Here is a 23,024-nt window from a genome sequence, read left to right as displayed (position 1 = left end):
CCGCCGGGTGAGGAACCGGGTGCCGGACGTCGTGAGACTGGCGGCACACCCAGCGGAGGAGGGCGTCATGCCGGACGGCAAGCCGAACATCCTGGTGATCTGGGGTGACGACATCGGGATCACGAACCTCAGCTGCTACAGCGACGGGCTGATGGGGTACCGCACGCCGAACATCGACCGCCTGGCCGACGAGGGGATGCGGTTCACCGACTCCTACGGCGAGCAGAGCTGCACCGCCGGGCGCGCCTCGTTCATCACCGGGCAGAGCGTCTACCGGACGGGCATGAGCAAGGTCGGCGTGCCGGGCGCCGACGTCGGGCTGTCCGCCGAGGACCCGACGATCGCGGAGCTGCTGAAGCCGCTGGGGTACGCGACCGGGCAGTTCGGCAAGAACCACCTGGGCGACCTCAACGGGTACCTGCCGACGGTGCACGGGTTCGACGAGTTCTACGGGAACCTCTACCACCTGAACGCCGAGGAGGACCCGGAGCAGCCGGACTTCCCGAAGAAGGAGGACTTCCCGCGGCTGCACGCGATCTACGAGCCGCGCGGGGTGCTGCACGCCTGGGCGACGGACGAGCACGACGCGACCGAGGACCCGAAGTACGGCGTCGTCGGGAAGCAGCGGATCGAGGACACCGGTCCGCTCACGCGCAAGCGGATGGAGACCATCGACGACGACACGACGGCCGCGGCGATCGACTTCATGCGGCGGCAGGTCGAGGCCGACACCCCGTTCTTCGTGTGGATGAACACCACGCACATGCATCTGCGGACGCACACGAAGCCGGAGAGCGTCGGGCAGGCGGGCCGGTGGCAGTCGACCTACCACGACACGATGATCGACCACGACGGGCACGTCGGTCTGCTGCTCGACGCGGTGGACGAGCTCGGCATCGCCGAGGACACGATCGTCATCTACAGCACCGACAACGGCCCGCACGCCAACACCTGGCCGGACGGCGCGACCACGCCGTTCCGCAGCGAGAAGAACACCAACTGGGAGGGCGCGTTCCGCGTCCCGGAGCTGATCCGCTGGCCCGGTCGCATCCCGGCGGGCGTCGTGTCGAACGAGATCGTGCAGCACCACGACTGGCTGCCGACGTTCCTGTCGGCCGCGGGCGAGCCGGACATCGTCGAGAAGCTCAAGCAGGGCCACGTCGCGGGCGCCAAGACGTTCCGGGCGCACATCGACGGCTGGGACCTGCTGCCCTACCTGATGGGCGAGGTCGAGGAGAGCCCGCGCCGGGGGCTGATCTACTTCTCCGACGACTGCGACGTGCTCGGCATCCGGTTCGACAACTGGAAGATCGTGTTCATGGAGCAGCGGTCCCCGGGGACGATGGCGCTCTGGGGCGAGCCGTTCACGCCGCTGCGGGTCCCGAAGCTGTTCAACCTGCGCACGGACCCGTTCGAGCGGGCGGACGTCACGTCGAACACCTACTGGGACTGGTTCCTCGACCACGACTTCTTCGCGCTCTACGGCACCGCGATCACCACGGCGTTCCTGCAGACGTTCCTCGAGTTCCCGCCGCGGCAGGCGGCGGCCTCGTTCACGATCGACCAGGCCGTGGAGAAGCTGCATGCCGCCCTCGCCCGGGACTGAGGCGACGGGGGAGCTGGGGTCCTGGGCGGACGGGCCGGCGCGGTCCGCCGTCGTCGACTTCGTCGAGCGCGTCACCCGGGAGGGCGGGCCGGACTACGTGCCGGCGCCCGCCCGCGTCGCCGTGGTCGACAACGACGGCACGCTGTGGTGCGAGAAGCCCATGCCGATCCAGCTGGACTTCACCGTCCGGCGGCTCGCGCAGATGGCGGAGGCCGACCCGGCGCTGCGCGAGCGGCAGCCGTGGCAGGCGGCGTCCACGCAGGACCTGCACTGGCTGGGCGCGGCGATGGTCAAGCACTACCACGGCGACGACGCCGACCTGGGGCTGCTGCTGGCGGCGGTCACCCAGGCGTTCGAGGACATCACGGTCGACGAGTACGACGAGCGGGTGCGGGCGTTCTTCGCCGCCGCGGAGCACCCGACGCTCGGCGTGCCGTACCAGGGGTGCGTGTTCGGCCCGATGGTCGAGCTGCTCGGCTACCTGGAGGCGCACGGCTTCGCCGTCTACATCGCGTCCGGCGGGGACCGGGACTTCATGCGCCCCGTCGCGGGCGACCTGTACGGGGTGCCGCCGGAGCGGGTCATCGGCAGCGCGCTCGGCCTGACCTACCGGCCGGGCGACGAGCGGGACGAGCTGCTCTACAAGAGCGCGATGGACTTCTTCGACGACGGGCCCGAGAAGCCGGTGCGGATCTGGAGCCGCATCGGCCGCCGGCCGATCCTCTCGGTCGGGAACTCCAACGGCGACCTGCCGATGCTCACGTTCTCCGGGACGGGCACGGGGCCGGCGCTGCGGATGGTCGTCCTGCACGACGACGACGAGCGCGAGTTCGCCTACGTCGCGGGCGCCGAGGACCTGCTCGGCGTGGCGGCGGAGCGGGGCTGGGTGGTGGTCAGCATGAAGGACGACTGGACGACCGTGTTCCCGGAGGGCGTGCGGTGACCGGCGAGCTGGTGCTGGACGCCCCGCCGTCCGACCTGCGGGCCGTGCCTGCGCAGACGTTCCTCATGGGCTCCGACGCGCACTACCCGGAGGAGGCGCCCGCGCACCGGGTGCGGCTCGACGCGTTCGCGATCGAGACGCACCAGGTGACCACCGCGCGGTTCGCGGCGTTCGTCCGGGACACCGGCTACGTCACGGTCGCCGAGCGGCCGCTCGACCCCGCCGACTACCCCGGGGCCCCGCCCGAGAACCTGCAGCCGGGCTCCCTGGTGTTCACCGGCACGCCCGGCCCCGTCGACCTCCGGCACCTCAGCCAGTGGTGGACCTGGACCCCCGGCGCGTCGTGGCGCCGCCCCGAGGGCCCCGGCTCGTCCGTCGCCCGCAGGCAGGCGCACCCGGTCGTGCACGTCGCGTACGAGGACGCCGAGGCCTACGCGACGTGGGCGGGCCGGTCGCTGCCGACGGAGGCCGAGTGGGAGGCGGCGGCGCGCGGGGGCCTGCCGGGGGAGCCGTTCACCTGGGGCGGCGCGCCCGAGCAGCCCGGCCAGCGGTTCGCGAACTACTGGCACGGCGCCTTCCCCTGGCGCGCCGACCCCGGCTACGGCACGACCGCCCCCGTGGGCAGCTTCCCCGCCAACGGCTACGGCCTGCACGACATGGCCGGCAACGTCTGGGAGTGGACGACCGACTGGTACGCCCGCCGCCACCCCGACGACGCGCCCGACGAGTGCTGCATCCCGCACAACCCGCGCGGCGCCGACGAGCAGGACAGCCACGACCCCCGCCAGCCGCAGTTCCGCGTGCCGCGCAAGGTGATCAAGGGCGGGTCGTTCCTCTGCGCCGACAGCTACTGCCGCCGGTACCGGCCCGCCGCGCGGCGGCCGCAGATGGTCGACACCGGCACCAGCCACATCGGGTTCCGCTGCGTGCTACGGAGCTAGCCCGCCGGGACGAGGTCGTGGAGGGCCGCCCGTGCCTCGTCGGCCGACCCCAGGGAGACGGAGCGGCTGCCCGCGCCGGTGGCCAAGGACAGCGCGACGGCGGTGGCGCCGACCTGGTCGGACGACACCCAGGCCGGGTCACCGTCGACGAAGCGCGTCCGGACGGGGCCGAGCACGAGGGCGTGGATCCGCCGGTCCGGCGACTCCGCGGCGAGGACCCGCTGCATCATGAGCACCGCGGCCTGCTCCATGCTGACCAGCCCGCTGCCGGGCACGGGGAACCCCGCGGACTGCCCGACGACCACGGTGTACGCCCCGGCGCCGCTGAGCCGCGGCACGATCGCCCGCGCCAGCGCCATGTGAGCCGTGGCGAGCCCCGTGAACGCGCTCGCCCAGTCGCCCTCGTCGATGTCCGTCAGCCGGCCGCCCTGCCACCACCCGCCGACGGGGACGACGACGTCGTCGATGCCGCCGAGCCGCTCGGTCATCTCGCGGCCGAGCTCCTCCGCGCCGGTGAAGGACGTGTAGTCGTGCGTGGGGAGGTGCAGCAGCGGGGACGCCCCGACGGTGCCCAGGGCGGTCCGGAGCTCGGCGCCCCGGGCATCGGAACGGGTCGGCACGACGACGTCGGCGCCCGCCTCGAGGTAGGCGCGGACGACGCCCTCCCCGACGCCGCCGGTGCCACCGGGCACGAGGACGCGTCGACCGGAGAGGTCGTGCACGGAACGGTTCGGGATCATGGGGGCTCCTCGGTTCGGCATATGTTGGTGTGACCAACGATAGCCGCAGATCGTTGGTCTAGCCAACCGCTATGCTGCGGGGCATGCGCGACGAGCCGAGACCGCCCCGGGCACTGCGGACCCTCGTGAGCTGGCAGGCGGGCCGTCTCGCCACCATCGGGGCGCGCCTGACCGCCTCGCGGATGCCGCTCGAGGTGCGGTCGGACTTCGCGGTCCTGTCCGCGCTCGACGAGAACGGGCCGCTGAGCCAGGCGGACATCGGGCGCGTCCTCGGCCTGGATCGGAACAACGTCAACGGCATCGTCGTCCGGCTCGAGGGTCAGGGGTCCGTGAGCAGGCAGCCCGACCCCGGGGACCGGCGGCGGAACGTCGTCACGATCACGCCGGCGGGCCGGGTGACGCTCGGCGAGATCCAGGGCCACGCCGACGCGGTCCAGGCCGAGCTGCTGGCCGCCCTCTCGACCGGGGAGCGCGAGGAGCTCATCGGTCTGCTCGGCAAGGTCCTCGCCAGCCACCCGCCCCTGTCGGCCTGAGCCGGGCGGAGACCCACGGCGGGGGAGCGACGCAGCCGTGGCACGAAAAGCGGCACCCCCGCCACCGCGAGGGTGACGGGGGTGCCGGTCGTGCGGGTCAGGCGCTACGGGAGCAGCCGTGACACCTGACGATCACACGTCGTAGTAGAGCTCGAACTCGTGCGGGTGCGGGCGCAGCCGGATCGGGTCGACCTCCGCGGACCGCTTGTAGTCGATCCAGGTCTGGATGAGGTCCGGCGTGAAGACGTTGCCGGCGGTCAGCCAGTCGTGGTCCGCCTCCAGGTTGTCCAGGACCTCGGCGAGCGTGCCGGGGACCTGCTGGATGAGCGCGTGCTCCTCCGGGGGCAGCTCGTACAGGTCCTTGTCGACCGGCTCCGGCGGCTCGATGCGGTTCTGGATGCCGTCGAGGCCCGCCATCAGCATGGCCGCGAAGGCCAGGTACGGGTTGGACGACGGGTCCGGCACGCGGAACTCGATGCGCTTGGCCTTCGGGTTCGAGCCGGTCACGGGGACGCGGATGCACGCGGACCGGTTGCGGGCCGAGTAGACCAGGTTGACCGGGGCCTCGAAGCCGGGGACCAGGCGGTGGTAGGAGTTCACCGTCGGGTTCGTGAAGGCCAGCAGCGACGGCGCGTGCTTGAGCAGGCCGCCGATGTACCAGCGGGCCATGTCGGACAGGCCGCCGTAGCCCTTCTCGTCGAAGAACAGCGGCTCGCCGTCCTTCCACAGGGACTGGTGGACGTGCATGCCCGAGCCGTTGTCGCCGAACAGCGGCTTCGGCATGAAGGTCGCGGTGCGGCCCTCGGCGTGCGCCACGTTCTTCACGACGTACTTGAACAGCTGCACCTTGTCGGCCGACTTGGCGAGCGAGTCGAAGCGGTAGTTGATCTCCGCCTGGCCGGCGGTGCCGACCTCGTGGTGCGCGCGCTCGACCTCCAGGCCCAGGGCGTCGAGCTGCAGCGAGATCTTGTCGCGCAGGTCGGCGAAGTGGTCGACCGGCGGGACGGGGAAGTAGCCGCCCTTGTAGGGCGTCTTGTGCCCGAGGTTGCCGCCCTCCTCGGCGCGGCCGGTGTTCCAGGCCGCCTCGATGGAGTCGATCGAGTAGAACGAGCTGTTCTGCTTCGTCTCGAAGCGCACGTCGTCGAAGATGTAGAACTCGGCCTCGGGGGCGAAGAACGCCGTGTCCGCGATGCCGGTCGAGCGCAGGTACGCCTCGGCCTTCGCGGCGACCTGACGGGGGTCGCGCGTGTAGGGCTCGTCGGTGTACGGGTCGACGATGTGGAAGTTCAGGCAGAGGGTCTTCTCGGTCCGGAACGGGTCGAGGTAGGCCGTCGTGACGTCCGGGATGAGCTTCATGTCGGACTCGTTGATGGCCTGGAAGCCGCGGATCGAGGACCCGTCGAACATCTGGCCCTCGACGAAGAAGTTCTCGTCCACGGTCGCGGCGGGCACGTTGAAGTGCTGCATCACGCCGGGCAGGTCGCAGAACCGGACGTCGACGAACTTGACGTCCTCGTTCTTGATGAAGGCCAGGACTTCCTCTGGCTTGCTGAACATCCGCTGCTCCTCGGGTTTGCCGTGCCCGTCCGTGCCGGGCCTCCAGCGAGGCTAGGCGGACCCAGTTTCCCTGCGGTGTACCGATTGTTTCCGAGGTGTTACGTGACCCCCTGGTCGTGTTGCGGTCGCGTGACGTGGGCGGCGGGCGGCCGCGCGGGCGCCGGTTACCGTTGACGCATGGTGGATCGCGAGGACGTCGGGTCGTGGCTGGAGGGACCGCCGGTCGGGCGGCCGGGGGTCGCGCACGGCACGCGGCTGGGCCTGCCCGCCGAGGGGCGCGGGGCGCTCGCGCCGCTCGGGCGCCGGGTGCTGGCGCTCGTCCTCGACTGGTTCGTCTGCCAGCTCATCGCGTACGCGTTCCTGCCCGCGGACGCCGAGGCGTTCGGCACGCTGGCGATCTTCGCCGTCGAGAACCTGCTGCTCGTCGGGACGGTCGGCACCACGCTGGGGCACCGCGTCCTCGGCATCCGGGTGCGCCGCGTGGTCCCGCCCCGGACGCTCGTCGAGGCCCCGGACGCCCCCGCGCCCGACCCGGGCCGCGACGTCCCCCCGAGCCCGCTGCAGGCCCTGGTCCGCACCGTGCTGCTGTGCCTGGTGATCCCCGCGGTGGTGTGGGACGCCGACGGCCGCGGCCTGCACGACCGCCTGGCCGGCACGGCCATCGTCCGCCGCTGACCCGCTCGACCCGCTCGACCATCGCGTTGAGTGGAACGTCCGGACCGGCACGCCGACGGTGTGTTCGTCCGAACCATCCACTCGACGACCCGGGCGCGCCCGAGCTCACCTGTTCCCGGGACGCAGGACGCGCCCGGTCCCTCGCGGGGCCGGGCGCGTCCTGCGTGCGACGGGCGTGCGGGTCAGCGGCCGCGCATGCCCTTGCGGTCGGGGCGGACCCGCATCGGGTCGACGCCCTTCGGCACGGGCATCTTCACGGCGCCGAGCGCGGTCAGGCGCTTGAGGACCTCGCCGACCTCCTGCTTGGTCAGCTGCGGCTTGAGGCGCTGGACCTTGCGGGCGAGCTGGGGGAGCGGCACCTGGCCCTCCTCGCGCCCGACCTCAATCAGCGTGATCGGGACGCCCTGGAGCACGCGGGCGGTGCGCTTGCGCTCCGACTCGAGCAGCTTGCCGATGCGGTGCGACGGGCCCTCGCCCACCAGCACGATCCCCGGGCGGCCGACGCCGCGGAAGACGAGGTCCTGGGTGCGCGGCGCGACCGCGACGGGCTCCTCGGCGAACGTCCACCCGCGGCGGATCGTGCCGAGCGCGGAGTACGCGGCGCCCGGCTGCCCCTCGATGCGCGAGTAGGCGGCGCGCTCGGCGCGGCGGGTCAGCATGAACATCGCGCCCAGCAGGGCGAACGGGATGCTCAGCAGCAGCATGTACCACCAGGTGAAGAACACCAGGCCGAGCAGCAGGCCGACGGCGACGATGCCGAAGAACACCCCGAGGATCAGCCACGTGACCGCCGGGTCCTGCTGGCGGGTCATCGTGTACGCCTGCCAGACCTGGTGGTACCACCGGGTCTTCTTCACCTTCGCGGGCGCGCTCGCCGACGCGGTCTTGTCACGGGCCATGGCGCGAGTCTACCGGCGGCGGGTGCCGTCGTGACGCGCCTCCCGGGGCTGTTCGCGCACGGCGGGACCTCCGTCCCTGGCGGCACGCCACCGGCCGGGCTGAGCCTGAGGGGGACGGCAGGCGGGCGTGGCGACGGGGCGACGGCGGGTGCCGCAGGGGGAGGTCGACATGCGGGTCCTGGTGACGGTCGCGTCGCGGCACGGCGGGACGCAGGAGATCGGTGCCGCGGTCGCGCGCGTGCTGCGCGACGCCGGCCACGAGGTGACGGAGGTGGACCCGGACGAGGTCCGGGCGCTCGACGCCTACGACGCGGTGGTGCTCGGCTCGGCCGTGTACGCCGGCCGGCTGGCGGCGGCGCTGCGCGAGCTCGTCGACCGGCTCGCCGGGCAGCTCACGGCGCTGCCGGTGTGGTTGTTCTGGTCGGGCCCGGTCGGGGTGCCGCCGCTGCCGGCGTCCGAGCCCGACGACGTCCGCGTGGTGGCCCGGCGGGTCGGCGCGCGCGAGGTGCGGTGCTTCGGCGGCCGGCTGCGGCGCGAGGAGCTCGGCCTGGCCGAGCGGGCGCTGGCCGCGATGATCGACGCCGAGGCGGGCGACTTCCGCGACTTCGCCGAGGTCGAGGAGTGGGCGGGCGCGGTGGCGCGGGAGCTGTCCCGGCCGTTCCCGGTCGAGCGCGGCTGAGTCGAGCGGGGCCGAGTCGAGCGCCGGCTGACCCGGTCCTCAGCCGGCGCGGGGCTGCGGGTCGTCCTCGGCCTCGCCCTGGCCGCGCCGCGCCACGATCAGCAGGAGCTCGCGCAGCTGGGCCACCTGCTCGTCGGTGAGGCCCTCGGTCACCATCGCCTCCGCGGCGGCCGGGTCGGACGCGGACAGCACGGCGGCGCGGCCGGCGTCGGTGATGTCGATCTGCTGCTTGCGCCGGTCCGTGGCGTGCGCCGACCGGGTGATGTAGCCGGTGCGCTCGATGCGGGCCAGCACGCGGCTCATCGTCTGCTCGGTCACCTCGCACAGCGCCGCGAGCTCGGCCTGGGTGCGCGGGCCCCGCAGCAGGATCACGAGGACCGGCTGGCTGGCGTGGTTGAGGTCCCACGACGCGAGGTGGGCGTTCCAGTCCCGCTCGACGCGCCGGGCGGCGGCGGACAGCAGCCGGCCGACGGGCCAGCCGCTCGGGTCGCGCGCGGCCATGGCCGCCCACCGCGGGTGCCGGTCGGCGGCGCCGTGCTGCTGGAGCCGCTCCACGAAGCTTCCTTCTCTCGACGCGTGTACCGGGCACATGTTGCCGGAAGCGCGCCCGTCGCGCATAGTGCTCAGCATGCTGAGGAAATCGTTGCGGGGGATCGTCGGCGGTCTGGCCGTCCTGGTCGTGGTCGCGGGGTGGCTCGCCGTCGGGGCGTTCGGCGGGATGGCGCAGGGACAGCTGTCCCAGGTCCAGACCAACGACTCGGCGGCGTTCCTGCCCTCGTCGGCCGAGTCGACCCGCGCGGCCGAGCTGTCGGCCGAGTTCGTCACGTCGGAGTCGCTGCCGGTGCTGGTGGTGCTGACCGCGGAGGACGGCGGGGCGCTCGACCCCGACGCCGCCGCCACCGTGCAGCCGGTCGTCGACGGGCTGGCCGACCTCGCCCTGCCCGGGGCCGACCCGGCCGCGGGGGACCCCGCCACCCTCGGCGACGTCCTGACGGGCGACCCGGTGGTCGTGCCCTCGGAGGACGGCGAGGCGCTCCTCGTCCCGCTGTCGCTCGACGCGGAGGCGGCCGAGCAGAGCCTCGCGGACGACGAGAGCGTGGTCGGCGTCGCGGTGCAGGTCGTGCGCGACGCGCTGGCCGACGAGCTCGGCGCCACCGCGGACTCCGCCGGCGAGGCGGGCCTGCTCGCGTGGGTCACGGGCCCGGGCGGCTTCGTGGCGGACCTGACCAACGCGTTCGGCGGCATCGACGGCGTGCTGCTGCTCGTCGCGCTCGGCGCCGTGCTGGTGATCCTCGTCCTGGTCTACCGGTCGCCGTTCCTGCCGCTGGCGGTGATCCTCACCGCGGTGTTCGCGCTCTGCGCGGCCGCGCTCGCCGTCTACCACCTCGCCGACGCCGGGGCGCTCACCCTCAACGGGCAGGCCCAGGGCATCCTGTCGATCCTCGTGGTCGGTGCGTCGGTCGACTACGCGCTGCTGATCGTCGCCCGCTACCGCGAGGAGCTGCGCGCCGTCGAGTCCCCGGCCGCGGCCATGCGCCGGGCGCTGCGCCGCAGCCTCGAGCCGATCACCGCGTCCGCCGGGACCGTCGTCGCCGGCCTGCTCTGCCTGCTGCTCTCCGACCTCGCGTCGAACCGCAGCCTCGGGCCGGTCGGCGCGATCGGCATCGCGTCCGCCTACCTGGCGGCGTTCACGCTCCTGCCGTTGCTGCTGCTCGTCGCGGGCCGGCGGTCGCGGGTGCTGTTCTGGCCCCGGGTGCCGCGCCCGGAGATCGGCGCGCACGCCGCCGGCCCCGCCGCGGAGCCCGTGGTGGCCGGCGGGACCGGACCGGCGCACCACGGGACGCACGTCGCGCCCGGGTCCGACGCCGACCCGGCGCCCGCCGCGGGGCTGTGGGGCCGGCTCGCCCGCGGCGTGGGCCGCCGGGACCGGGTGGTCTGGGTCGTCACCACCGTCGTGCTGCTCGGGTTCGCGGCGTTCCTGCCGACGTTCCAGGCGTCCGGCACCAGCCAGGCCGACGTGTTCCTCAGCGACGTCGACGCCGTGGCCGGGGAGGAGGTGCTTGCCGCCCACTTCCCGGCCGGGACGGTGCAGCCGGCGACGGTCGTCGTGGCCGCCGAGGATGCCGACGCGGTGGTCGAGGCGGCGCTCGGGGTCGAGGGGGTCGTGTCGGCCGTCCCGTACACCGGGGCGTCCGTCGGCGCGCCGGCCGGCCCGCCGACGGACGGGGCCGCCGAGCCCGCCGAGCCGGTCGTCGTCGACGGGAACGTGCGCGTCGACGTCGCGACCCAGGACGCCGCCGACACCACGGCGGGCGTCGACACCGTCGAGCGGCTGCGCGAGGCGGTGCACGAGGCGGTGCCGGACGCGCTGGTCGGCGGGGCGGCCGCGGAGACGCTGGACGCGCAGGACGCCGGCACCCGGGACCTGCGGGTGATCGTGCCGGTCGTGCTGGTCGTCATCCTCCTCATCCTCATGGTGCTGCTGCGGTCCGTGGTCGCCGCGGTGCTGCTCATGCTGGCGAACGTGCTGTCCTTCGCGGCGGCGCTCGGCGTGGCCGCGATCGTGTTCGAGCACGTCCTCGACTTCCCGGGGGCCGACCCCGCGGTGCCGCTCTACGCGTTCACGTTCCTGGTCGCGCTCGGGGTCGACTACTCGATCTTCCTCATGACGCGCGTCCGGGAGGAGAGCGTGCGCAGCGGCACCCGCGTGGGCGTGCTGCGCGGCCTCGCGGTGACCGGCGGGGTGATCACCTCGGCCGGGGTCGTGCTCGCGGCGACGTTCGCGGCGCTCGGCGTCATCCCGCTGCTGTTCCTGGCCCAGCTCGCGTTCATCGTGGCGTTCGGCGTGCTGCTCGACACGCTGGTCGTGCGGAGCCTGCTCGTGCCGGCCCTGGTGCACGACCTCGGGCCCCGGACCTGGTGGCCCAGCCGGCTCGCCCGCCAGGAGGCCGTCGACCGGGCGGCCTAGGGTGGCGGCCATGACGGACACGCTGCGGGTGGGACTGGTCGGGTACGGGTCGGCGGGGCGGGGCATCCACGCCCGCCTGCTCCGCGAGGTCGGCGCGCAGGTGGCCCGGGTGGTCACCCGGAGCCCCGAGCGGGCCGCCGTCGCCGAGGAGGACTGGCCGGACGTCGCCGTCGACGGCGAGGTCGCGGGGATGCTCGCGCACGCCGGCGACCTCGACGTCGTCGTCATCGCCAGCCCCACGGGCCGGCACGCCGAGCACGTGCGCCTCGCGCTCGCGGCGGGCGTGGTCGTGGTCGTCGACAAGCCGCTGGCCACGACCGCCGACGAGGCCGCCGAGCTCGCCCGGGCCGGTGCCGAGGCGGGCGGCAGGCTCACCGTGTTCCAGAACCGCCGGTGGGACCCGGAGCAGCTGACGCTGCGGGCGCTGCTCGACGCCGGGGAGCTCGGCCGCGTGCACCGGTTCGAGCGGCGCTGGGAGCGGTTCCGGCCCGTGCCGCAGAACCGGTGGAAGGAGAACGACACCCGCGCGGGCGGCCTGCTGCTGGACCTCGGCGCGCACCTGGTCGACTCGGCGGTGCAGCTGTTCGGCCCGGTCGCGAGCGTGCACGCCGAGCTCCGGAACATCACCACGCCGGCGGTCGACGACGTGTTCCTCGCGCTCACCCACGCGGCACGCCCGGACGGGACAGCGGTCATCAGCCACCTGCAGGCCGGCGGGCTCGTGGGCGCGCCCGGCCCGCGCACGCGGGTGCTCGGGGAGCGCGGGGCCTACCTGGTCACGAGCTTCGAGGGGGAGGCGACGCCGTTCGCCGTCCTGGACGAGGCCGCGGGGGAGGACCACGAGGGCTGGCTGGTGCGCGGCGCCGAGAAACAGCCGGTCCGCCGCGCGCCGGGCGGGCACCCCGACTTCTACCGCGCGGTCGAGGCGTGGGTCCGCGGCACGGGGCCGGTCCCGGTCGACCCGGCGGACGCGGTGGTCACGGCGCGCGTCCTGGACGCGGCCCTCGTCTCGTCGGCCGAGCACCGCGTGGTCCAGCTCGACGCCCCCTGACCGACGCCCCCGCGCCCTTCCTCCCATCCCCTCCCGCACGCCGCCCCTTCCGCTGAGACTGCAGAACCCGGGCGGTTCGCGGGCCGGGAACCGCCCAGCAGCTGCAGTCTCGGCGACCGGCGGTCAGCGGAGCATCGCGGCCGCGGCGGCCTCCGGCGTGGGGTGCAGGTGCACGAAGCCCGCGGCCGCCAGCGCGGTCGGGGTCGCGCGCAGGCTGCCCAGGATCTCCTCGGAGAACTGCCCGATCGCGATCGTCAGCGCCCAGCCCGGCACCCGCACGAGCGCGGGGCGGTGCAGCTCCGCGGCGATCGCCCGGACGATGTCGCCGTGCCGCGCCGGCTGCGCCACCAGGTTCACCGGCCCGGACACCGGCGCGTCCAGCAGGTGCAGGATCGCGCGGACCTCGTCCTCGAGGCTGATCCAGCTCCAGTACTGCCGCCCCGTCCCCAGCGGGCCGCCCACGCCGAGGCGGATCAGCGGCAGCAGCTTGCCCAGCGCGCCGCCGCGGGGCGCGAGGACGATGCCGCTGCGCAGGAACGCGACCCGGACGTCGGCACGTGCGACCGCGGGGGCGGCGGCGGACTCCCAGGCCCGCACGACGCCGGAGAGAAAGGTCTCGCCGTACGGCTCGGCCTCCGTCACGAGGTCGTCGCCCCGCTCGCCGTAGGCGCCGGTCGCCGACCCCTGCAGCAGCACCCGCGGCGGCCGGTCCATGTCCGCGATCGCGGACGCGATCAGCCCGGTGCTCCGGGTGCGGGACTCGACGACCACCCGCTTGCGGGCGGCGGTCAGGCGCTTGTCCCCGACCCCCGCGCCCGCGAGGTTCACCACGGCGTCGGCCCCGGCGAGCGCCTCGGCGGGCAGCACGCCGGCGTCGGGGTCCCACCGGACCTCGTCGGCGCCGCGCGGGGCCCGGCGGACCAGCCGCCGCACCGTGTGCCCCTCCGCGCGCAGGCGCTCGACCAGCGCCGTCCCGATCAGCCCGCTCGACCCCGCCACCACCACGACCATGCCGCGACCCTACGTCCCTGACCTGGGCCGGGCCCGCCGGCGCCTGCCCCTAGGGTGGGGCGGCATGGACGCCGACCGCCCGACGCCGCCGCTCGCCGTGGTCGCCGCCGAGGCCGGGGTCTCGGTGCCGACGGTCTCCAAGGTGCTGAACTCCCGCGCCGACGTGGCGCCGGCCACCCGGCAGCGGGTGACGGAGGTGCTCGCGCGGCACGGGTACGCGGTGCGGCCCTCGGGCAGCCGCCGCACCGGCTTCGTCGACCTGCGGATGGTCGACCTGGACAGCACCTGGGCGGAGGCGGTGGTGCGGGGCGCGGCGCGCGCCGCGGCCCGGCTGGGCTCCGACCTGGTCGTGACCGTCGACCCCGACACCGGGTCGTGCGGCGCCTGGGTCAGGCACGCGCTCGCGCGGGGGACGGACGGGTTGGTCAGCGTGGTGGGGGTGCCGGACGACGCCGCCCGGGCGGATCTGGGGAGGGCGGCGGTCCCGCTGGTGGTCGTCGACCCCCGGACCCGGCCCGACCCGGACCTGCTGGCGGTCGGCGCGACGAACTTCCGCGGCGGGCTGGACGCCACCGCGCACCTCGTGGGCCTGGGCCACCGGCGCATCGCGATCATCACCGGGCCCCAGGAGCAGGACAACGCCGTCGCGCGCCTGGCGGGGTACCGGACGGCGCTGATCCAGGCGGGCATCGGCGCCGACGACGACCTGGTCCGCGACGGGGACTACAGCGTGGACGGCGGGTTCCGGGCGGCGAGCGTGCTGCTGCGCCTGGACGACCCGCCGACCGCCGTGTTCGCCACCTCGGACGACACGGCGATCGGCGTGCTGCGCGCCGCCCGCGAGCACGGGGTCCGGGTGCCGGACGACCTCGCGGTGGTCGGCTTCGACGACCTGCCCGTGGCCGCGTGGCTGGACCCGGCGTTGACGACCGTCCGGCAGCCGCTCGCCGGGATGGGCGACGCCGCCGTCACGCTGGTGCACCGGGCGCGGGAGGGTGCCCCCGGCCCGGCGCACCTGGAGCTCGCGACCCGGCTGGTGGTCCGGGACTCGACGAGCCCGCCGCGCTGAGCAGCCGCTGAGCCGCTGACCCGCCGGTGTCAGCCGTGCCCGCCGCGCGCCACGACCAGCGTGACCGGCCGCGACGGCACGGTGATCCCCGCGTCGTTCGTGGTGCTCACAGTGACGCGGTGCGCCCCGCGCTGGGTGACCGGCGTGACGGTGCACGACCACGCGCCGTCGGCGTCGACCTCGGCGGTGCACCACGTGCCCCCGTCCCGCCCGGTGACGGTCAGGTGGGCGCCGGGCTCGCCGGTGCCGGCCAGGTGGTCGATCTGCGCGACCGGGCGGCGCGGTGCGGGGTCGGTGACCGCCGGGACCACCGGCTCCGCCGCGGACGAGAACACCTCGGCGGCCAGCACGGGCCGCAGGCGCTGCTCCATCTCGTCGTCCGTGACGTAGTCCCGCAGGGCGCCGTCGTCCAGGTAGTTGCCGATCGCCGCGACGATCATCGACTGGTCCAGGGACAGGTACCGCTCGGCGACGGTCCCCGACCGCACCGCGACGGAGTCGTAGAAGCCGCCCGGCCCGTAGCCGCCGAGGTCGTCGGCGATGTTCTGCAGGTTCTCCACCACGCCGCGCGGGTCGTACTCCAGCCCGAGGAACGCGGCGTGCGGGGTCACGACGCCGTCGCCGAGCTGCGGGTCCGGGTTGGTGCCCTCGCGGCAGCCGGCGAACCCGGCGTCGACGTCGGTCGTCCCGTCGGACAGGTAGCCGTCCGAGCGCATGCCCAGCGCGTCGACGCCGTACTCCGCGTAGCCGCCGTGCGGGTTGCTGGCGGGGGAGAACCCCCAGTAGCCGTAGCCGGCCTCCTCGAGCCCGTGCTGCTTCTGGGCCTCGACGACCAGCGGGTGGTTCACGCCCCAGGACCGCGGAGCCCACTCGGACTCCGGGACCAGCATGTCCGGCATCAGCGCCTCGAACATCGACCCGCCCCACCCGGGCACCAGCGCCATGTCCCCGAAGTGGTACACGCCCTCGTACACGGGGACACCGCTGTAGGTGCGCGTCACGCCGCTCGGGCGCTGCTCCTGCCACGACCAGTCGCACGTCGACGGGAACGTCCGGTACGTGCCGTAGTACGCCTCCGGCGGGATCTCGCCGTCGGTGATGCCCAGGTACAGGGCGATCCGGGTCTCCGACACCGTCGTGTCGTAGTGGTGGCAGGTGTAGTAGACGGTCTCGCCGCCGGTGTAGTTCCCGGGTACCGAGCAGCCGGCGGGCTCGGAGTCCCAGAAGCCCCCGCGCAGCAGGCCGACGCCGAGGTCCGGGCGACCGTCCGGGTTGTAGTAGATGCCGAAGTGCATCGCGTCGTAGAGCGCCCGCGCGTCGGCGGCCAGCGAGGGCTCCGCCTCGGCGACCACCCGCAGCGCCGCGGCCAGCCAGCCGTTGTCCACGGAGCTGAGGAAGTGCTCGACCACCGTGCCGTCGCCCGGCCAGGTGTCCACGCGGGCACCCGTCGCCGGGTCGTACCAGTTGTAGAACATCCCGCTCGCGTCGTGCCGGTCCATCGTCGCCAGGCGTCGTGGCGAGCCGGTCGCGCGCCTCGGCCGGGTCCAGCACGCCCACGTCCCGCGCGACGACGGTCGACCACAGGTAGCCGCCGATGTTCGTGGGGGAGGTGTAGGCGCTCGCGGTCGCCGGGTCCAGCGCGCCCGCGATGTTGTCGGCGACCAGGCCGGTGCCGGGGTCGGTCATCGCCTCCAGCGACCCGTACGTGTCGGTGAGCCAGCCGCGCAGCAGGTCCTCGTCGACCTGGCCGTGACCGCCACCGTGACCAGCCCCGTGGCCGTTGCCCGCCGGGGCGGGCGTGGCGGCGAGGCCGGCTGCCGGCGTCAGAGCCGCACCGGCCGCGGCGAGCACCACCGCGACGCCCGCCGCGGCCACCGCACGGCGGCGCCTGCCGCGGCGTGGGGCCCGGTCGCCGGGGGAGGGATGGCGCCGGTCGTCGGCGTGGGCTGCTTCTCGCATCGGGCACGTCCTCGTGGTCCGGGGCGCCGAAATTTCGACACCCGTTGTCGAAAGAGCCCGAGCACGCTAGCCGCGCCGTCGGTACCCGTCAACGGGTGCGCGAACGCCGACGCCCCGGCGACCGCGAGGGTCACCGGGGCGTCGGGGGTGCGACGAGGCGCACGCGTCAGAGGCCGACCTCGGCCTCGAACGCGCCCTCCTCGATCCGCTGCTTCACCGTCATGAGGTACCGCGAGGCGTCCGCGCCGTCCACCAGGCGGTGGTCGTACGACAGGGCCAGGTAGCACATCGACCGGATCGCGATGACCTCGGCGCCGTCGGCGTCCGTGGTGACCACGGGGCGCTTCACGATCGTGCCGGTGCCGAGGATCGCGGAGGTGCCGCCGGGGACGATCGGCGTGTCGAACAGCGCGCCGCCGGAGCCCGTGTTGGTCACCGTGAAGGTCGCGCCGGACAGCTCGTCCGGGGTGACCTTGTTGGCGCGGGTGCGGCCCGCGAGGTCGGCGATCTTCCGGCCGATGCCCGCGAGGTTGAGGTCGCCGGCGTCCCGGATCACCGGCACGACGAGGCCGCGCTCGGTGTCGACCGCGATGCCCACGTTCTCCGTGCCGTGGTAGGTGATCTCCTTGCCCTCGAGCACACCGTTGATCTTGGGGTGAACCTTGAGCGCCTCGACCGCCGCGAGGACGAAGAACGGCAGGAACGTGAGGTTGACGCCCTCGCGTGCCTTGAAGCCCTCCTTCGCCTTCGCCCGCAGGCGCGCCACCTTGGTGACGTCGACCTCGACCACGGTGGTCAGCTGCGCCTGGCTGTGCAAGGCGTCGACCATGCGCTCCGCGATGACCTGCCGCAGGCGGCTGGCCTTCTCGGTGGTGCCGCGCAGCGGCGACGGCTCCAGCGACTTCGGCGCGGCAGCGGCGGCCGGGGCGGCAGCGGCGGCGGGCGCCGCGGGGGCCTGCGCGGCGGCGGCCTTGGCGGCCTCCTCCGCCTTCGCGGCGGCCTCCAGGACGTCCTCCTTGCGGATGCGGCCGCCGACGCCGGTGCCCGTGAGGGTCGAGACGTCGACGCCCTTCTCCGCGGCGAGCTTGCGGACCAGCGGGGTCAGGTACGACCCGCCGGCCTGCGGCGTCGGGGCGGACTGCGCGGCGGCCTCGGTGACCGGCGGCGCGGCGGCCGTCGCGGTCTCGCCGGACTGCGACGCCGGGGCGGCGGCCGCGCCCGAGCCGATGACTGCCAGCGGGGCGCCGACCTCGGCGGTCTCGTCCTCGCCGACCAGGATCTGCTGCAGCACGCCGGCGAACGGCGACGGGACCTCGGTGTCGACCTTGTCGGTCGAGATCTCCAGCAGGGGCTCGTCGACCTCGACGGAGTCGCCCACGGCCTTCAGCCAGCGGGTGACGGTGCCCTCGGTGACGGACTCGCCGAGCGCCGGCAGGGTGACCTGCTGGCCGTCGACGTCGCCGCCGGACACCGGCTGCTCCGCCTGCCCGGGCTGCTCGGCCGGTGCGGCCTGCGGGGCGGCCTCGGCCTCGGGCGCCGGGGAGCCGTAGCCCTCGCCGGACGTCGCCTGCTCGGCGGGGGCGGGCGTGGACTCCTGCGCCGGCTGCTCGGCCGGGGCGGACTCGCCGCCGCCCGCGCCGGAGCCGTCACCGATCACGGCGAGGACGGCGCCGACCTCGGCGGTCTCGTCCTCCTGGACCAGGATCTGCTCGAGGACGCCCGCGAACGGCGAGGGCACCTCGGTGTCGACCTTGTCGGTCGAGATCTCGAGCAGGGGCTCGTCGACCTCGACGCGGTCGCCCACGTTCTTGAGCCAGCGGGTGACGGTGCCCTCGGTGACGGACTCGCCGAGAGCGGGAAGCTGCACGTTGTCGGACATGACCGCTCGTGTCTCCTTCGAAGTTCGTGTGGTCAGTTGTGGGCGTGCAGCGGCTTGCCGGCCAGCGCCAGGTGCGCCTCGCCGAGTGCCTCGTTCTGCGTGGGGTGGGCGTGGACGAGCGACGCGACGTCCTCGGGGTAGGCCTCCCAGTTCACGATGAGCTGCCCCTCCCCGATGAGCTCGCCGACGCGCGCGCCGATCATGTGGACACCGACGACCGGGCCGTCCTTCTGCCGCACGAGCTTGATGAAGCCCTGCGTCGCGAGGATCTGGCTCTTGCCGTTGCCGCCCAGGTTGTACTCGAGGGTCTCGACCGCGTCGGCCCCGTGCACCTCCTTGGCCTTCGCCTCGGTCAGGCCGACGGACGCGACCTCGGGGTCGGAGTAGGTGACGCGCGGGATGCCGGACTCGACGATCGGCTGCGGGTTCAGGCCCGCGATCTCCTCGGCGACGAAGATGCCCTGGGCGAACCCGCGGTGCGCGAGCTGCAGGCCCGGGACGATGTCGCCGACGGCGTAGATGTTGCCGACGCCGGTGTGCAGGCGCTCGTTCGTGATGACGAAGCCGCGGTCCAGGGTGATGCCCTGCTGCTCGTAGCCCAGGTCGGCGGTGCGGGGGCCGCGGCCGACGGCGACGAGCAGGATGTCCGCGTCGAACGTCTTGCCGTCCTCGAGGGAGACGTGCACGCCGGCGTCGTCCTGGGTCACGCCGGAGAACCGGACGCCCAGGTTGAACGCGATGCCGCGCTTGCGGAAGGCGCGCTCGAAGGCCTTGGACAGCGCCTCGTCCTCGTTCGGGACCAGGTGGGGGAGCGCCTCGATGATCGTGACGTCCGCGCCGAACGACTTCCAGACGCTCGCGAACTCCGAGCCGATGACGCCGCCGCCGAGGATGATCGCGGACTTCGGCACGAAGTCCATCTTCAGCGCCTGGTCGGAGGTCATCACGCGACCGCCGATCTCCAGGCCGGGCAGCGAGCGGGCGTAGGAGCCGGTGCCGAGGATCACGTGGCGGCCGGTGACGCGCTCGCCGTTGACCTCGACCGTGTCCTGCGCCACGAGCTTGCCGTAGCCCTCGAAGACGGTGATCTTGCGGGACTTGATGAGGCCCTGCAGGCCCTTGTACAGGCGGCCGATCACCGAGTCCTTGTACTCGTTGACGCCGTTCATGTCGATGCCCGTGAGCTGCGTCTGCACGCCGAAGTGCGAGCCCTCGCGGGCGTTGTCGGCGAGCTCCGCGGCGTGCAGCAGGGCCTTGGTGGGGATGCACCCGTTGTGCAGGCAGGTTCCGCCGACCTTGTCGCCCTCGATCAGGGCGACGCTCAGGCCGAGCTGGGCACCGCGGAGCGCAGCCGCGTAGCCGCCACTCCCTCCGCCCAGGACGACGATGTCGAAAGCGGATCCGGTCGTGTCGGACACGTGAAGACTCCTCCGGCGCAGACTTGTGGAACGCGGTTGTTCCGAGTCATCTTGTCATCTCCGCATAGGCCCGACGACCCAGATCACCGCGGCTGCCCTGTGATTCTGGAGACAGTCATCCCATGTCTGGCGCGGCGGGGGCGCGCGAACCGCCGGGTGCGCCTGTGCGGGTGAATCCCAGCCGGTGCCCAGACTGCGCCGTTAGGCTCGCCGCATGGGCCTGTTCTCACGTCTGCGTCGCCGGTCCGGCACCCCCGCGGCCCCGGACGCCCCGCCCACCGGGAAGGCCGCCCGGGAGGAGACGCTGGAGCACCTGCGCGAGTTCACCCGCAGCCGCGTGGGCGTCGAGGCGTACCTGGAGCCCCAGACCAACGTCACGCAGACCACGCTCATGCTCATCGCCACCGACGGGGAGTGGACCCGGCGCCGGGTGCCCGACGCGCGCGCGGGCCACGAGCTCGCCCGCACCCTCGGCGTGCCGCTCTACGACGTGCAGCGCACCGGTTACCCGCAGCGCATGCGTGACTGGAACAGCCGGCAGCGGATCCTGCGGGAGCGCGCCGCCCGGGAGCGGGCCGAGCGCCGCGCGTCCGACCCGCGCTGAGCGCCGCTGCCGCTCCCGCCGTACCTAAAGGCCCCGGCTCCGTCCGTCCCCGGACGCACGCGTGCCCGGCACCCCGTGGCGGGGTGCCGGGCACGCGGCCGGCAGGGGAGCGCGGGTCAGCGCACCGCGCGGGCCTCGATCAGCGCGAGCAGGGTGCGGACGCCGACGCCGGTGCCCCCGGCGGGCGTGTAGCCGAACGCGGCCTTCTCGTTGAACGCGGGGCCGGCGATGTCGAGGTGCGCCCACGGGGTCGTCCCGACGAACTCCTGCAGGAAGATCCCGGCGGTCAGCATGCCGCCGAACCGGTCGCCGATGTTCGCGAGGTCCGCGACCTTCGACTTCAGGCCGGCGCGCAGGTCCGCGGGCAGCGGCATGGGCCAGAACGCCTCGCCGGCGGCCTCCGCGGCGTCGACGACCTCGGTGCGGACGTCGTCGGTGCCCATGACGGCGGACACGCGCGGGCCGAGCGCGACCAGCTGGGCGCCGGTGAGCGTGGCGATGTCGATGACGACGTCCGGCTTCTCCTCCACGGCCGCGACCAGGCCGTCCGCCATGACCAGGCGGCCCTCGGCGTCGGTGTTGAGCACCTCGACGGTCTTCCCGCCGCGGATGGTCAGCACGTCGGACGGGCGCTGGGCGGTGCCGGACGGCATGTTCTCCGCGAGGCACAGCCAGCCGGTGACGGCCACGGGCAGCTCGAGCCGGGCGGCGGCCACGACGGTGTGCAGCACGGCGGCCGCACCGGCCATGTCGGACTTCATCGCGTCCATGCCGGCGGCGGGCTTGATCGAGATGCCGCCGGAGTCGAACGTGATGCCCTTGCCGACCAGCGCGACCTTCGCGGCCGGGCGCGACGGCGTGTAGGACACCTTGACGAGGCGCGGCGGGCGGGCCGACCCCTGGCCGACGCCGAGGATGCCGCCGTAGCCGCCGGCCGCGAGGGCCTTCTCGTCCAGCACGGTGATCTTGAGGTTCCGGGTGCCGGCGTCCTTCACGGCCGCCTTCGCGGCGTCGGCGAACGCGGCGGGGAACAGGTCGTTGGGCGCGGCGTTCACCAGGTCGCGCACGCCGTGCACGGCCGCGGCCAGCACCTCGGCGCGGGCCAGGGCCGCCTGCGCCGCCTTGTCACGGGACCGCGGGCTCAGGACGGTGATGTCCTCGGCGGGGGCGCCGGTCTGCTCGCCCGTGCGGTAGCGGGTGTAGGAGTACGCGCCGAGCAGCGCGCCCTCGGCGACCGCCGCGACCTGCGGGACGTCCTCGGCGGGCAGGGCCAGCGCGACGGTCCGGGCGCCGCCCAGCTCGCGCAGCGCCGCGCCGGCCGCGCGCCGCAGGGTCTCCGGCTCGGGGGAGTCGCCCGCGTCGAGCGCGCCGACACCGGTGAGGACCACGACCTTCGCGGCGAGCCCCGTCCCGGCGGGCACGCGCCGCACCTCGTCGACGGCGCCCGTCACGCCGAGCACCCCGGCGAGGCCGGTCACCTGCGCGGCGGTGTCGGCGGGCAGCCAGTCGGCGCCGACGACGCGGGGGCCGGACGGGCTGCTCGCGACCGCGACGACGAGGGCGTCGGCGGTCTGGCGGGTGGGGTTCGCGGAGGTCAACGTCACGCGGGGCCCCCGCCGATGCTAGCGGTGCGCCCGGTACCGTGGGGCCCCGTGACCCCCGCCCTGCTCTACGCCGTCGCCGCGGCGGCGCTGCTGCTCGCCGGCTGGGCGGGCTGGTTCGCGGTCCGGGACCGGGCCGTCGTGCTGCGCCAGCTGTGGGGCGCCGCGGTGGTCGAGGGCCTGATGGTGGTGCAGGCGGTCGTCGCCGGCGTCCTGCACGCGAGCGGGACGGTCCCCGCCGAGCCGGCCGTGTTCTGGGGCTACGTCGTCACGCAGCTCGTCCTGCTGCCCGCCGCCGCGCTGTGGGCGTTCGCCGAGCGCAGCCGGTGGTCCTCCGTCGTGCTGCTCGTGGCAGCGGTCGCGGTCGCGTTCCTGCAGCTCCGTCTCGACCAGACCTGGGGGTCCTGATGACCACGCCCGCACCCGGCCGTCCTGCCGCCGGGGCACCCGCGAGGAGCACCGCCGCCGGACCCGGCCGCGTGCTGGTCGCCGTGTACGGGGTGTTCGCCCTCGCGGCGACGGCCCGCGCGGGGTTCCAGATCGCGGAGAAGTTCGACGAGGCGCCGCTCGCGTACCTGCTGTCCGCACTGGCCGGGGTGGTGTACGTGGTCGCGACGCTCGCGCTCGCGGGGGACTGGCGGCCCGTGGCGTGGGCGGCCGTGGCGGTCGAGCTCGTCGGGGTGCTGGCCGTGGGCACCCTGTCGCTGCTCGACGCGGGGGACTTCCCGGACGAGACCGTGTGGTCCGCGTACGGGCAGGGGTACGGCTACGTCCCCCTCGTCCTGCCGTTCCTCGGGCTCGCGTGGCTCTGGCGCACCCGCCCGGGCCGCGCCGCCGGACCGGCAGCGGGCGACGGGTCCCGGCCGGCGTCCCCGGCCGGCCAGTAGGTTG

21 protein-coding genes are annotated in these 23,024 nt (G+C 74.4%); 12 read left to right on the top strand and 9 right to left on the bottom strand.

Annotation, left to right across the window (positions count from 1 at the left end; genetic code table 11):
• Positions 1 to 67: 67 nt before the first annotated feature.
• Genes QNH85_RS04960 through QNH85_RS04950 form a run of 3 tightly spaced genes read left to right on the top strand, consistent with a single transcriptional unit; the run spans position 68 to position 3,490 of the window.
• Positions 68 to 1,606, top strand: a complete 1,539-nt coding sequence (locus QNH85_RS04960) for an arylsulfatase (RefSeq protein WP_282945067.1) — start codon at positions 68 to 70, stop codon at positions 1,604 to 1,606.
• Entirely contained in the window at positions 1,584 to 2,549 is a 966-nt protein-coding gene (locus QNH85_RS04955) for an HAD family hydrolase (protein ID WP_282945065.1), read from the top strand. The genes QNH85_RS04960 and QNH85_RS04955 overlap by 23 nt, the downstream gene beginning before the upstream one ends.
• A complete protein-coding gene (locus QNH85_RS04950) occupies positions 2,546 to 3,490 on the top strand; it encodes a formylglycine-generating enzyme family protein (protein WP_428830360.1) in 945 nt (314 codons plus the stop codon). Before QNH85_RS04955 ends, QNH85_RS04950 begins: the two co-directional genes overlap by 4 nt.
• Here the strand turns inward: QNH85_RS04950 and QNH85_RS04945 are convergent.
• On the bottom strand, positions 3,487 to 4,230 hold the full coding sequence (locus QNH85_RS04945; RefSeq protein WP_282945063.1) for an SDR family oxidoreductase: 744 nt from the start codon (positions 4,228 to 4,230) through the stop codon (positions 3,487 to 3,489). The two genes, QNH85_RS04950 and QNH85_RS04945, sit on opposite strands and share 4 nt — an antisense overlap.
• A gap of 83 nt (positions 4,231 to 4,313) precedes the next feature.
• On the opposite strand from QNH85_RS04945, the gene QNH85_RS04940 reads away from it, so the two are divergent.
• Positions 4,314 to 4,763 carry a MarR family winged helix-turn-helix transcriptional regulator gene (locus QNH85_RS04940; RefSeq protein ID WP_282945062.1) on the top strand — a complete coding sequence of 150 codons (450 nt, stop codon included), beginning with the start codon at positions 4,314 to 4,316 and terminating at the stop codon, positions 4,761 to 4,763.
• Between the two features lie 132 nt (positions 4,764 to 4,895).
• Here QNH85_RS04940 and glnA read toward each other — a convergent pair whose 3' ends face one another.
• On the bottom strand, positions 4,896 to 6,320 hold the full coding sequence (glnA, locus tag QNH85_RS04935; protein WP_282945061.1) for a type I glutamate--ammonia ligase: 1,425 nt from the start codon (positions 6,318 to 6,320) through the stop codon (positions 4,896 to 4,898).
• 177 nt (positions 6,321 to 6,497) lie between these two features.
• Between glnA and QNH85_RS04930 the strand changes: the two genes are divergently transcribed.
• On the top strand, positions 6,498 to 6,995 hold the full coding sequence (locus tag QNH85_RS04930; RefSeq protein ID WP_282945060.1) for an RDD family protein: 498 nt from the start codon (positions 6,498 to 6,500) through the stop codon (positions 6,993 to 6,995).
• Between the two features lie 182 nt (positions 6,996 to 7,177).
• Here the strand turns inward: QNH85_RS04930 and QNH85_RS04925 are convergent, their stop codons facing one another.
• The gene (locus tag QNH85_RS04925; protein ID WP_282945058.1) at positions 7,178 to 7,894 is read right to left on the bottom strand and encodes a DUF4191 domain-containing protein; all 717 of its coding nucleotides are present in this window, start codon (positions 7,892 to 7,894) and stop codon (positions 7,178 to 7,180) included.
• 169 nt (positions 7,895 to 8,063) lie between these two features.
• On the opposite strand from QNH85_RS04925, the gene QNH85_RS04920 reads away from it, so the two are divergent.
• Positions 8,064 to 8,573 carry a flavodoxin domain-containing protein gene (locus QNH85_RS04920; RefSeq protein WP_282945057.1) on the top strand — a complete coding sequence of 170 codons (510 nt, stop codon included), beginning with the start codon at positions 8,064 to 8,066 and terminating at the stop codon, positions 8,571 to 8,573.
• Between the two features lie 39 nt (positions 8,574 to 8,612).
• On the opposite strand, the gene QNH85_RS04915 is transcribed toward QNH85_RS04920, so the two are convergent.
• Positions 8,613 to 9,128 carry a MarR family winged helix-turn-helix transcriptional regulator gene (locus tag QNH85_RS04915; protein ID WP_282945056.1) on the bottom strand — a complete coding sequence of 172 codons (516 nt, stop codon included), beginning with the start codon at positions 9,126 to 9,128 and terminating at the stop codon, positions 8,613 to 8,615.
• Positions 9,129 to 9,201: 73 nt separating this feature from the next.
• On the opposite strand from QNH85_RS04915, the gene QNH85_RS04910 reads away from it, so the two are divergent.
• Both QNH85_RS04910 and QNH85_RS04905 read left to right on the top strand, forming a co-directional pair.
• Positions 9,202 to 11,541: an MMPL family transporter gene (locus QNH85_RS04910; protein ID WP_282945055.1), complete on the top strand. Its 2,340-nt coding sequence runs from the start codon at positions 9,202 to 9,204 to the stop codon at positions 11,539 to 11,541.
• Positions 11,542 to 11,551: 10 nt separating this feature from the next.
• Positions 11,552 to 12,592, top strand: a complete 1,041-nt coding sequence (locus tag QNH85_RS04905) for a Gfo/Idh/MocA family oxidoreductase (protein ID WP_282945054.1) — start codon at positions 11,552 to 11,554, stop codon at positions 12,590 to 12,592.
• 123 nt (positions 12,593 to 12,715) lie between these two features.
• Here QNH85_RS04905 and QNH85_RS04900 read toward each other — a convergent pair whose 3' ends face one another.
• On the bottom strand, positions 12,716 to 13,603 hold the full coding sequence (locus QNH85_RS04900) for a TIGR01777 family oxidoreductase (protein ID WP_282945053.1): 888 nt from the start codon (positions 13,601 to 13,603) through the stop codon (positions 12,716 to 12,718).
• A 64-nt stretch (positions 13,604 to 13,667) separates the two neighbouring features.
• Between QNH85_RS04900 and QNH85_RS04895 the strand changes: the two genes are divergently transcribed.
• Entirely contained in the window at positions 13,668 to 14,672 is a 1,005-nt protein-coding gene (locus QNH85_RS04895) for a LacI family DNA-binding transcriptional regulator (RefSeq protein ID WP_282945052.1), read from the top strand.
• Between the two features lie 29 nt (positions 14,673 to 14,701).
• Here QNH85_RS04895 and QNH85_RS04885 read toward each other — a convergent pair whose 3' ends face one another.
• The 3 genes from QNH85_RS04885 to lpdA form a co-directional block, all read right to left on the bottom strand.
• On the bottom strand, positions 14,702 to 16,171 hold the full coding sequence (locus tag QNH85_RS04885; protein WP_346016293.1) for a glucoamylase family protein: 1,470 nt from the start codon (positions 16,169 to 16,171) through the stop codon (positions 14,702 to 14,704).
• A gap of 626 nt (positions 16,172 to 16,797) precedes the next feature.
• Positions 16,798 to 18,510: a 2-oxoglutarate dehydrogenase, E2 component, dihydrolipoamide succinyltransferase gene (sucB, locus tag QNH85_RS04880; protein ID WP_282945050.1), complete on the bottom strand. Its 1,713-nt coding sequence runs from the start codon at positions 18,508 to 18,510 to the stop codon at positions 16,798 to 16,800.
• Positions 18,511 to 18,542: 32 nt separating this feature from the next.
• A complete protein-coding gene (gene lpdA / locus QNH85_RS04875; protein ID WP_282945049.1) occupies positions 18,543 to 19,928 on the bottom strand; it encodes a dihydrolipoyl dehydrogenase in 1,386 nt (461 codons plus the stop codon).
• 214 nt (positions 19,929 to 20,142) lie between these two features.
• Here lpdA and QNH85_RS04870 point away from each other — a divergent pair, with 214 nt between their 5' ends.
• Positions 20,143 to 20,532: an oxidoreductase gene (locus tag QNH85_RS04870; RefSeq protein ID WP_282945048.1), complete on the top strand. Its 390-nt coding sequence runs from the start codon at positions 20,143 to 20,145 to the stop codon at positions 20,530 to 20,532.
• 116 nt (positions 20,533 to 20,648) lie between these two features.
• Here the strand turns inward: QNH85_RS04870 and QNH85_RS04865 are convergent, their stop codons facing one another.
• Positions 20,649 to 22,136: a leucyl aminopeptidase gene (locus tag QNH85_RS04865; RefSeq protein WP_282945046.1), complete on the bottom strand. Its 1,488-nt coding sequence runs from the start codon at positions 22,134 to 22,136 to the stop codon at positions 20,649 to 20,651.
• Between the two features lie 15 nt (positions 22,137 to 22,151).
• Here QNH85_RS04865 and QNH85_RS04860 point away from each other — a divergent pair, with 15 nt between their 5' ends.
• Together QNH85_RS04860 and QNH85_RS04855 are read left to right on the top strand one after the other, a co-directional pair.
• Positions 22,152 to 22,541: a hypothetical protein gene (locus QNH85_RS04860; RefSeq protein WP_428830359.1), complete on the top strand. Its 390-nt coding sequence runs from the start codon at positions 22,152 to 22,154 to the stop codon at positions 22,539 to 22,541.
• Positions 22,541 to 23,020 (top strand): hypothetical protein, encoded by a 480-nt coding sequence (locus tag QNH85_RS04855; RefSeq protein ID WP_282945043.1) that lies wholly within the window; start codon positions 22,541 to 22,543, stop codon positions 23,018 to 23,020. Before QNH85_RS04860 ends, QNH85_RS04855 begins: the two co-directional genes overlap by 1 nt.
• Positions 23,021 to 23,024: the final 4 nt, after the last annotated feature.

Origin of the sequence: Cellulomonas endometrii (assembly GCF_949769265.1) — a bacterium.
Lineage (GTDB): Bacteria > Actinomycetota > Actinomycetes > Actinomycetales > Cellulomonadaceae > Cellulomonas > Cellulomonas endometrii.
Note: the sequence above shows the minus strand (reverse complement) of the source record. Positions and strands in the feature narration are given on the sequence as shown.

What these genes read in the sequence shown, in the direction of transcription:
- sucB (WP_282945050.1), bottom strand. Translation starts at nt 18,510, where the DNA reads ATGTCCGACAACGTGCAGCTTCCCGCTCTCGGCGAGTCCGTCACCGAG.
- QNH85_RS04920 (WP_282945057.1), top strand. Translation starts at nt 8,064, where the DNA reads ATGCGGGTCCTGGTGACGGTCGCGTCGCGGCACGGCGGGACGCAGGAG.
- QNH85_RS04910 (WP_282945055.1), top strand. Translation starts at nt 9,202, where the DNA reads ATGCTGAGGAAATCGTTGCGGGGGATCGTCGGCGGTCTGGCCGTCCTG.
- QNH85_RS04870 (WP_282945048.1), top strand. Translation starts at nt 20,143, where the DNA reads ATGGGCCTGTTCTCACGTCTGCGTCGCCGGTCCGGCACCCCCGCGGCC.
- QNH85_RS04930 (WP_282945060.1), top strand. Translation starts at nt 6,498, where the DNA reads ATGGTGGATCGCGAGGACGTCGGGTCGTGGCTGGAGGGACCGCCGGTC.
- QNH85_RS04960 (WP_282945067.1), top strand. Translation starts at nt 68, where the DNA reads ATGCCGGACGGCAAGCCGAACATCCTGGTGATCTGGGGTGACGACATC.
- QNH85_RS04895 (WP_282945052.1), top strand. Translation starts at nt 13,668, where the DNA reads ATGGACGCCGACCGCCCGACGCCGCCGCTCGCCGTGGTCGCCGCCGAG.
- QNH85_RS04855 (WP_282945043.1), top strand. Translation starts at nt 22,541, where the DNA reads ATGACCACGCCCGCACCCGGCCGTCCTGCCGCCGGGGCACCCGCGAGG.
- QNH85_RS04860 (WP_428830359.1), top strand. Translation starts at nt 22,152, where the DNA reads ATGCTAGCGGTGCGCCCGGTACCGTGGGGCCCCGTGACCCCCGCCCTG.
- QNH85_RS04925 (WP_282945058.1), bottom strand. Translation starts at nt 7,894, where the DNA reads ATGGCCCGTGACAAGACCGCGTCGGCGAGCGCGCCCGCGAAGGTGAAG.
- QNH85_RS04900 (WP_282945053.1), bottom strand. Translation starts at nt 13,603, where the DNA reads ATGGTCGTGGTGGTGGCGGGGTCGAGCGGGCTGATCGGGACGGCGCTG.
- QNH85_RS04940 (WP_282945062.1), top strand. Translation starts at nt 4,314, where the DNA reads ATGCGCGACGAGCCGAGACCGCCCCGGGCACTGCGGACCCTCGTGAGC.
- QNH85_RS04945 (WP_282945063.1), bottom strand. Translation starts at nt 4,230, where the DNA reads ATGATCCCGAACCGTTCCGTGCACGACCTCTCCGGTCGACGCGTCCTC.
- glnA (WP_282945061.1), bottom strand. Translation starts at nt 6,320, where the DNA reads ATGTTCAGCAAGCCAGAGGAAGTCCTGGCCTTCATCAAGAACGAGGAC.
- QNH85_RS04885 (WP_346016293.1), bottom strand. Translation starts at nt 16,171, where the DNA reads ATGGACCGGCACGACGCGAGCGGGATGTTCTACAACTGGTACGACCCG.
- QNH85_RS04955 (WP_282945065.1), top strand. Translation starts at nt 1,584, where the DNA reads ATGCCGCCCTCGCCCGGGACTGAGGCGACGGGGGAGCTGGGGTCCTGG.
- QNH85_RS04905 (WP_282945054.1), top strand. Translation starts at nt 11,552, where the DNA reads ATGACGGACACGCTGCGGGTGGGACTGGTCGGGTACGGGTCGGCGGGG.